This is a genomic window from Methanobrevibacter sp., from assembly GCF_045646205.1.
Taxonomy (GTDB): domain Archaea; phylum Methanobacteriota; class Methanobacteria; order Methanobacteriales; family Methanobacteriaceae; genus Methanocatella.
The window spans coordinates 1-7,514 of the sequence record NZ_JAZRKF010000049.1 but is presented as its reverse complement, the minus strand read 5'-3'; the positions used below and the strand labels follow the sequence as shown (position 1 = coordinate 7,514).

Below are 7,514 nucleotides of genomic sequence, written 5' to 3'. Positions count from 1 at the left end.
TGTTGCTTTAATATTCTTAACAAGTCTTTTTTCAAAACGTGCCCTTATTTTAGAGCTTTTTACACCTATTTCACCATATCGTGCTAGTATTAAATCATAATTCATTCAAACACTCTCTAATTTTGATATATGCTGAAAATTAATAGCAATCCCTTCAATACTAGTTAAAATATAACAGCAAGTATAACATATAAAATTTGATGTTATATAAATGTTTTTATAAGATTAATTAAAGAACAAAAGGAATTTGTTCAAAATTATAACACTTTGATAAACTTTAAAATGTTTAATTAAAGCAAATAGTGATTTTAAAATTTTTTAATGAATTATAAGCTCAAAATAATCTATTTTCATATAATTCCCATGAGAAAATTATTTATAATAATAACAATTGTAATATATGATTATGCATTTTGAAGAAATTAATTTAGAAGAAACACATATTCGCTTAACAACAGATTTGAAAAATCAGGAATTGAAAAAACATATCTATAAACTAAGATATTATTTAAAAGACCATATTTCTAAAAATCAAGATTTTTTACTGTCTTTAAACCCAATTAAACCAAATAATGATGATTTACATCCCATTGTTGAAAAAATGTACTATTCATCAAACTGTGCCGATGTCGGACCTATGGCATGTGTTGCAGGAACCATTTCAGAAATGTCACTAGATTATCTAATTGAAAACGAATCGAAATATTCAATTGTTGAAAATGGTGGAGACATTGCTCTTATTAATGATGAAAAAATAATTTGTGGAATTTTTTCAAATAACAAAATTTTAGGAAACAAAATAGGTTTTGAAATAAAAGCTAGAAAAAAACCACTTGGCATTTGCACATCTTCTGGCAAAATAGGCCATTCTATTAGTTTTGGAAAATCAGACAGTGTTACTGTAATTAGCAAAAGCCCATCCATTGGTGATGGACTTGCAACAAGAATTGCTAATGATGTTAGTGGTGAAACGTCAGAAGATAAAGTCTTCAATGCTTTAGAAACAGCAGAAAGGTTTAAAGAATATTTCCAAGGTATTTTAATAATATCCCAAGACAATGTAGGAACAATTGGGAAAATCCCAAAAATTGTGGAAACGGAAGAATTTGAAGTGAAAATATAATTTATTCAGATAGGACATTAACTTGTTTTTAATGGGAATTAGAAAAATTAATAATAGTTATTATATTGACTAATTTAAATTTTAATTCTGGAATTTTCAAATTAGTTTCAAAATTTTTCATAAAAAAATAAACATCACCACAAAATTTATATACTAGTTTAATCTAACTTTCATCTACCAGACTACTTTTATAACAATAGTTATAAAAAAAATATTTCAACAAATTAAAAAAAGGTGTTAAATTATGTGTAGATGCAATATGATGAATCAAGAATGTAATCACATGTGTATGCCTTTAGACATGTGTATGTGATATTTTTTTAGTAATAAATGAACTATTGTAATGTTTTAAAAATCGATTTCCATTACTGATTCGACAATATTTTTCGTTAAATGGGAATTATGTTTTAATTAAACTTTTATGAGGAGTTTAATTAATTTTTGTTGACAATTGTTTAAAAGTGAAAATAATATAATTATTTAATATAACAATTGTTATATTTTTTCAGGAGGACAATTAATATGGCTAAACATGCAAAACATCATGGAAAAGAGTCTTGTAAAAGAAGAAAACTTAAAAAATTGCTTGATTTAGAAAAAGATACTTGCCCTAATAGAGAACAACGTGCTAACGGTACTAATGTTTATTATGGGAAAGCATCTGATTTGTTAAATGATGCAAAAAAAGGAAATATTAGAATTCCTGATAGAAAATTCCAACAGTCTGGTGGTTGTGTATTAAATTTCTATCTTTCAAATAGAGTAACAACTATTCGTGATGCAGTTACAATATTTAATGCACCAGTAGGTTGTTCAGCAGGATCATTGGGTTATAGGGAATTATATCGTGGAGTTCCAGAATCATTAGGAAGAACAAATGAATACAACTCTGCTTGGATGACCACAAATCTACAGCAGGATGATGTTGTATATGGCGCTTCAGAAAAATTAAGAGATGCAATATTGAAAGCAGAAGAACGTTACAGTCCCCAAGCAATTTTCATATTAACCTCATGTACCACAGGAATCATTGGGGAAGATATTGAAGGAACTGTTGATGAAGTACAACCAGACATAAATGCAAAGATTGTACCAATTCACTGTGAGGGAATTAGAAGTAGATTAGTTCAAACCGGTTATGATGCTTTCTGGCATGCAATTTTAAAATACTTAGTTAAAGAACCAGAGAAAAAACAAGAAGATCTTGTAAATGTTGCAAGTATGTTATCATACACCTGGCAGGACAGGTTAGAAATAAAAAGATTACTTGGAAAATTAGGGCTTAGAGTGAATTTCATTCCAGAATTTGCAACGGTTTCAGACTTCGAACAATTATCTGAAGCTGCTGTAACTGCACCAATTTGTCCAACATACACTGATTATTTATCTCGTGGATTAGAACAAAAATATGGCGTTCCATATTTCTTATATCCCTCTCCAACAGGTATTTCAAATACTGATGAATGGTTGAGAAATATAGCTAAATTTACTGGTAAAGAAGATGAAGTTGAAAAGTTAATTGAAGAAGAGCATAAAATTTGGGTTCCAAAAATGAATGCTATTAAAGAGGAATTTGTAAGCTTAAGAAAAAATGGTGAAAAGCCAACAGTTTTAGGTTCACTTGGTCAAGGAAGATTAGTATCTCAAATGCCTTATTTCGATGAATTGGGCCTCGCAACTCCTGCTGCAATGGCACAGGACTTTGATGATTTATTAATTGATGAACTTGAAGAAATTCTTGAAAATAATGGGGATTTCCAAATAATGGTTAATACATTCCAAGCTGCAGAACAAGCTAATGTAACAACTAACTTGGACCCAGATTTAACATTAACATGCCCATTCCAAGGAGGAACCTGGGAAAGAGATAATAATGTAACAAGAATTCATTCACTTAGAGGCGATCCAGAGCCTACAAGTGCTCAATCTGGTTATGCCGGAGCAATTGCATTTGGTAACTTCTTGTTGCATGCATTTAAAAATAAGTCTTATCATAAAACTTTGGCTGAAAAAACAGAAAAAAGTTATAAAGATTGGTGGTACGAACAAGATAATCCATTGTACTACTTAAATGAAGGAAAATAAATCAGGAAGTGATTATTTGTCTAGCGAAAATACATTGGATAACAAATCAGGAATATCAACTAATGTTGAGCATTTTGAAAGAGAATCAGTTGAAGCACCACGTTACAGTTGTGCTTTAGCAGGTGTTTATGGTACCACATTAGGTATTAGAGGAGGAATTCCAATATTGCACTCTGGTGCCGGATGTGGTGTTGGCCAACTATTTGGAACACTCTATGCGGGTGGAGAATCTGCTGGTGGAAATGAAGGAGGAACTAGTACTCCTTGTTCCTGTCTAGTTGAAGAACATGTAATTTTAGGTGGTGAAGAAAAACTTAGAAATCTAATTGAATCAACAATTGAAATAGCTAATGATGAGTTATTTGTTGTGACTTCAGGTTGTGTTCCATCATTAATTGGTGATGATGTTGACCAGGTCGTAGAAGAATTTAGGGATCAAGCAGCTGTAATTCATGTTAATGCTCCAGGATTTAAGGCTAATTCCTTGGAAGGTTATAATCTGTTTTGGGATGCCATTATAGATCAATTATTGCCGGAAGAAAAAGGTACTGTAAAAGAAAAAACAGTCAATATTTTCGGAATTGTCCCATACAACCATGTTTATTGGAAAGGTGATCTTTTAACAATTAAAACTCTCTTAGAATCAATAGGCATAAAAACCAACATTATCTTTTCTGAAAAAAATGGTTTAGAGCATATTAACAAAATTCCAAACGCAGAATACAATATTGTTGTAAATCCATGGTTGGGAGTTAGAGCCGTTGAAAAATTGGAAGAAAAATATGGAACACCCTTCATTAAGTATCCGAATGTCCCTGTAGGTGCAAAACAAACTGGCGAGTTCCTAAGATTAGTTGGTGAAAAACTAAATATTCCAAATGAAACTGTTGAAGAATTCATTTCAAAAAAAGAAGATTGGAATTATAGATTAATGGAATACCCTGGCGATGCCATAATTTTGGTACGTCCAAATTCATTCTATGCCGTTGCTGCTGAAAGCAGTTATGCTATTGGATTTACTAAATTTTTAGCTAATGAATTAGGGTATTTGCCGGACATTATTCAGATAACTGATAATCCACCAGTTGAAGTGAGGGAAGAAATATTGTCTGAAATTAAAAATAATTTAGATACTGTAGTTGAACCTGATGTGATATTTGAAGCAGATACTTATAAAATAAGGAAAAACCTGGAAGATAGACCATTTTTATTCCTATTTTCCAGTTCAATAGAAGCTCCCACATCAATAGAAGATTATAATGCTTTGCATGTCCCTATTTCATACCCAATATATAACAGGTCAGTTCTTGTAAAACATTATGCTGGTTATGATGGGGGATTAACATTAGTAGAGGATATTGTAAGTTCATTTGTAGGACCATTATAAAAAAGGAGGTAAGATTGTGCCAAAACAAATAGCAATATATGGAAAAGGCGGAATAGGAAAATCCACTACCACTTCAAATTTATCAGCAGCTTTATCCGATTTGGGGTATAGCGTAATGCAAATAGGTTGTGATCCTAAAAACGATTCAACAACCACATTAAGAAAAGGTAAATCCATTCCAACAGTATTGGATACCGTAAGAAAAAGATCCGGTGATTTGGATAATCTTGTTCATGAAGGATACAATGGAATTTATTGTATTGAAGCAGGAGGTCCTGAGCCAGGTGTTGGATGTGCTGGAAGAGGAATTATCGCAGCTATAGAATTATTAAATACTAATGGTATTATTGAAGAATACAATCCAGACATTATTATTTACGATGTATTAGGAGATGTTGTATGTGGTGGTTTTGCAATGCCTATTCGTAAAGGTATCGCTGATCAAGTTTATACTGTAACTTCATCCGATTACATGGCAATTTATGCTGTAAACAATTTATTCAAAGGTATTTTGAAATATTCAAATAATGGTGGTGCATTATTAGGTGGAGTAATTGGAAATTCAATAAAATCCACTCTTCAGGAAGATATGATTAAAGATTTTACAAATGAAACAAACAGTGATGTAATTCAGTTTGTTCCAAGATCTCCTACAGTAACACGCTGTGAGTTGGATGGAGTGACAACTATTGAAGGAGCACCTGATTCAACGCAAGCAGAAGTTTACAGAGAACTTGCTCGAAAAGTAATAGCGAATAAAAACAAGTTTTTACCAACCCCATTTGATAATGATAATCTGTCTGATTGGGCATCCGGCTGGATAAATCAATTATTATTAAATGAGAAAATTGAAAAAGACAATATTCAAAAAGAAAGTTCTGGAATATAGTCTTTATAATCTCCAAAATTGAAACACAAATATAAAATCAAACATATGTCAACCTCAAGAGAATTACATATTCTCTTTAAATGAAACACGGATAATTAATCAAATACAACCAAAATCAACTTCAATTATGATTAATTATCCATCCTCCCTATTAACTAATTTAAAATATCTATTTAATATGTAGTTTACATTATTCTTCATGGAAAATTTTGAGTTATAATAATTCAGATTTTTCTAACGCTTGACGCAAGTCTTCTATAATATCTTCAACATCCTCTATACCTACCGAAAATCTAAAGAACCCATTGTTAAATTCTTCAGGATATAAGTATTGTCTTTCATCATCTTCACCAATGAATACAATTAAACTTTCATCATGCCCCAATGAAACTGCGGAAGTAATTATTTTTAAATAGCTTACAAATTCATTGTGTTTATCATGATCTGCATTAAGACCAAATGCAATCATTCCCCCATAACCATTAAACATTTGTTTTTTAGCAATCTCATGCCCTTTATTAGATTTCAAACCAGGATAGGAAACAAAACTCACATTTTCTTGTGATTCCAACCATTCAGCTACTTTTTGTGCATTTTCATTGTGAGCTTTCATTCTTAAAGGAAGAGTTACAGAGCCTCTCATAATCAACCATGCATTAAATGGACTTATTGTTGCTCCCAGATTGACTTGAGCCTGTTCACGAATCGGGTCAAGCAATTCTTTTTTATTTGCGATAATTGCACCACCCATTGAGTCCCCATGCCCATTAATGTATTTAGTTAAACTCTCAATTACATAATCCGCACCCAATTCGAGTGGGCACTGATTGAATGGGGATGCAAAGGTATTGTCAACTGATAGCAATGCATCGTGTTCATGTGCAATTTTTGCAATTTCAGCAATATCTGAAATTCCTATTGTCGGATTTCCAGGTGTTTCGATATGAACTAGTTTTGTATTTGGCCTAATAACTTTTTTAACCTCATTCAAATCAGTTGTATCAACAATTGTAGTATTTACTTTAAATTTATTATTGAATAATTCATTCAAAAGCCTATATGCTGCAATATATGTTACGTTTGAAAATACAACATGATCACCTGATGACAGAATTGAAAAAAACAATCCAGATAACGCTCCTACACCACTTGCAAGAACAATTGCATCTTCCCCATTTTCAAGGTTGGCTATTTTTTCTTCAAGATACTTCTGATTAGAACCTCCATTTCGAGTGTATAAAATCTTATCTGCACTACTCCAATTAATGTTTGTCGGATCATAAGGCAATTCATAACTGTTTCCCATAGTTATGGGACGTTTAATTGCATTTGTTTCGCTGTCAACATCATTTCCAGTATGTACTGCACGGGTTTGAAATCCTAATTCTTTTCCATATTTTCTTTTTGACATAATATTTTACCTAAAATTTAATTATGGATTATATTAAAAATTAATAGTATATAACTATTGTTATATTTTGACAAAATATTTAAATAATATTTTCAAAATATTATAATTGATGAAAAAATAACTATTGTTATAATTTTATAATATCTTTTTCATTACTCGGGCGAAATTAAGGAAGTGATGAAAATGACAAAATCAATCAATACCAAAGAATTATTGGAAAAAAATATAGAAGAAATTCAAATAATCGATGTAAGAGACAGTGAAGAATTAATTTTAGGAAAAATTAAAAATTCAATTAATATTCCAAAATCGGAGTTATCATACAATCTTGATAAAATTGATAAAACAAAAGAAATAATCGTATACTGTAAGACTGGTGAGAGAAGCGACAAAGTAACTGATGAATTAAATTCTTTAGGTTATGAAGCATATAGTCTTGAAGGTGGTTTTAAAAAATATCAAGAACATATTGAAGGATTAAAAGCTATTGAACTTGATGTAAAAGGCCAAATGTGTCCAGGACCAATAATTAAAATTGCTGATACAATTAATGAAATTCAAAACGGTCAGAAAATATATGTTGAATCGGATGAAGACGCATTTGCATCAGACATTAAAA

7 protein-coding genes are annotated in these 7,514 nt (G+C 31.0%); 5 read left to right on the top strand and 2 right to left on the bottom strand.

The features are described from left to right. On the bottom strand, window positions 1-105 hold a 105-nt coding region (locus ACKI44_RS09110), incomplete at its 3' end, for a hypothetical protein (RefSeq protein WP_407423651.1). A 301-nt stretch (window positions 106-406) separates the two neighbouring features. Between ACKI44_RS09110 and ACKI44_RS09105 the strand changes: the two genes are divergently transcribed. The 4 genes from ACKI44_RS09105 to ACKI44_RS09090 all read left to right on the top strand — a co-directional run bounded on the left by ACKI44_RS09105 (window position 407) and on the right by ACKI44_RS09090 (window position 5,484). Next, the gene (locus tag ACKI44_RS09105; RefSeq protein ID WP_407423649.1) at window positions 407-1,123 is read left to right on the top strand and encodes a UPF0280 family protein; all 717 of its coding nucleotides are present in this window, start codon (window positions 407-409) and stop codon (window positions 1,121-1,123) included. Window positions 1,124-1,645: 522 nt separating this feature from the next. After that, a complete protein-coding gene (locus ACKI44_RS09100) occupies window positions 1,646-3,208 on the top strand; it encodes a nitrogenase component 1 (RefSeq protein WP_407423647.1) in 1,563 nt (520 codons plus the stop codon). A gap of 16 nt (window positions 3,209-3,224) precedes the next feature. After that, window positions 3,225-4,595: a nitrogenase component 1 gene (locus tag ACKI44_RS09095; protein ID WP_407423645.1), complete on the top strand. Its 1,371-nt coding sequence runs from the start codon at window positions 3,225-3,227 to the stop codon at window positions 4,593-4,595. Window positions 4,596-4,611: 16 nt separating this feature from the next. Then, the gene (locus tag ACKI44_RS09090; protein ID WP_407423643.1) at window positions 4,612-5,484 is read left to right on the top strand and encodes an AAA family ATPase; all 873 of its coding nucleotides are present in this window, start codon (window positions 4,612-4,614) and stop codon (window positions 5,482-5,484) included. A 214-nt stretch (window positions 5,485-5,698) separates the two neighbouring features. Here ACKI44_RS09090 and ACKI44_RS09085 read toward each other — a convergent pair whose 3' ends face one another. After that, a complete protein-coding gene (locus ACKI44_RS09085) occupies window positions 5,699-6,895 on the bottom strand; it encodes a trans-sulfuration enzyme family protein (RefSeq protein ID WP_407423641.1) in 1,197 nt (398 codons plus the stop codon). Between the two features lie 183 nt (window positions 6,896-7,078). Between ACKI44_RS09085 and ACKI44_RS09080 the strand changes: the two genes are divergently transcribed. Continuing rightward, window positions 7,079-7,514 (top strand): rhodanese-like domain-containing protein (locus ACKI44_RS09080; RefSeq protein WP_407423639.1); only part of this gene is annotated, 436 nt, incomplete at its 3' end.

Coding starts and splice junctions, on each gene's coding strand:
- ACKI44_RS09105 (WP_407423649.1), top strand. CDS start 407: ATGCATTTTGAAGAAATTAATTTAGAAGAAACACATATTCGCTTAACA.
- ACKI44_RS09100 (WP_407423647.1), top strand. CDS start 1,646: ATGGCTAAACATGCAAAACATCATGGAAAAGAGTCTTGTAAAAGAAGA.
- ACKI44_RS09085 (WP_407423641.1), bottom strand. CDS start 6,895: ATGTCAAAAAGAAAATATGGAAAAGAATTAGGATTTCAAACCCGTGCA.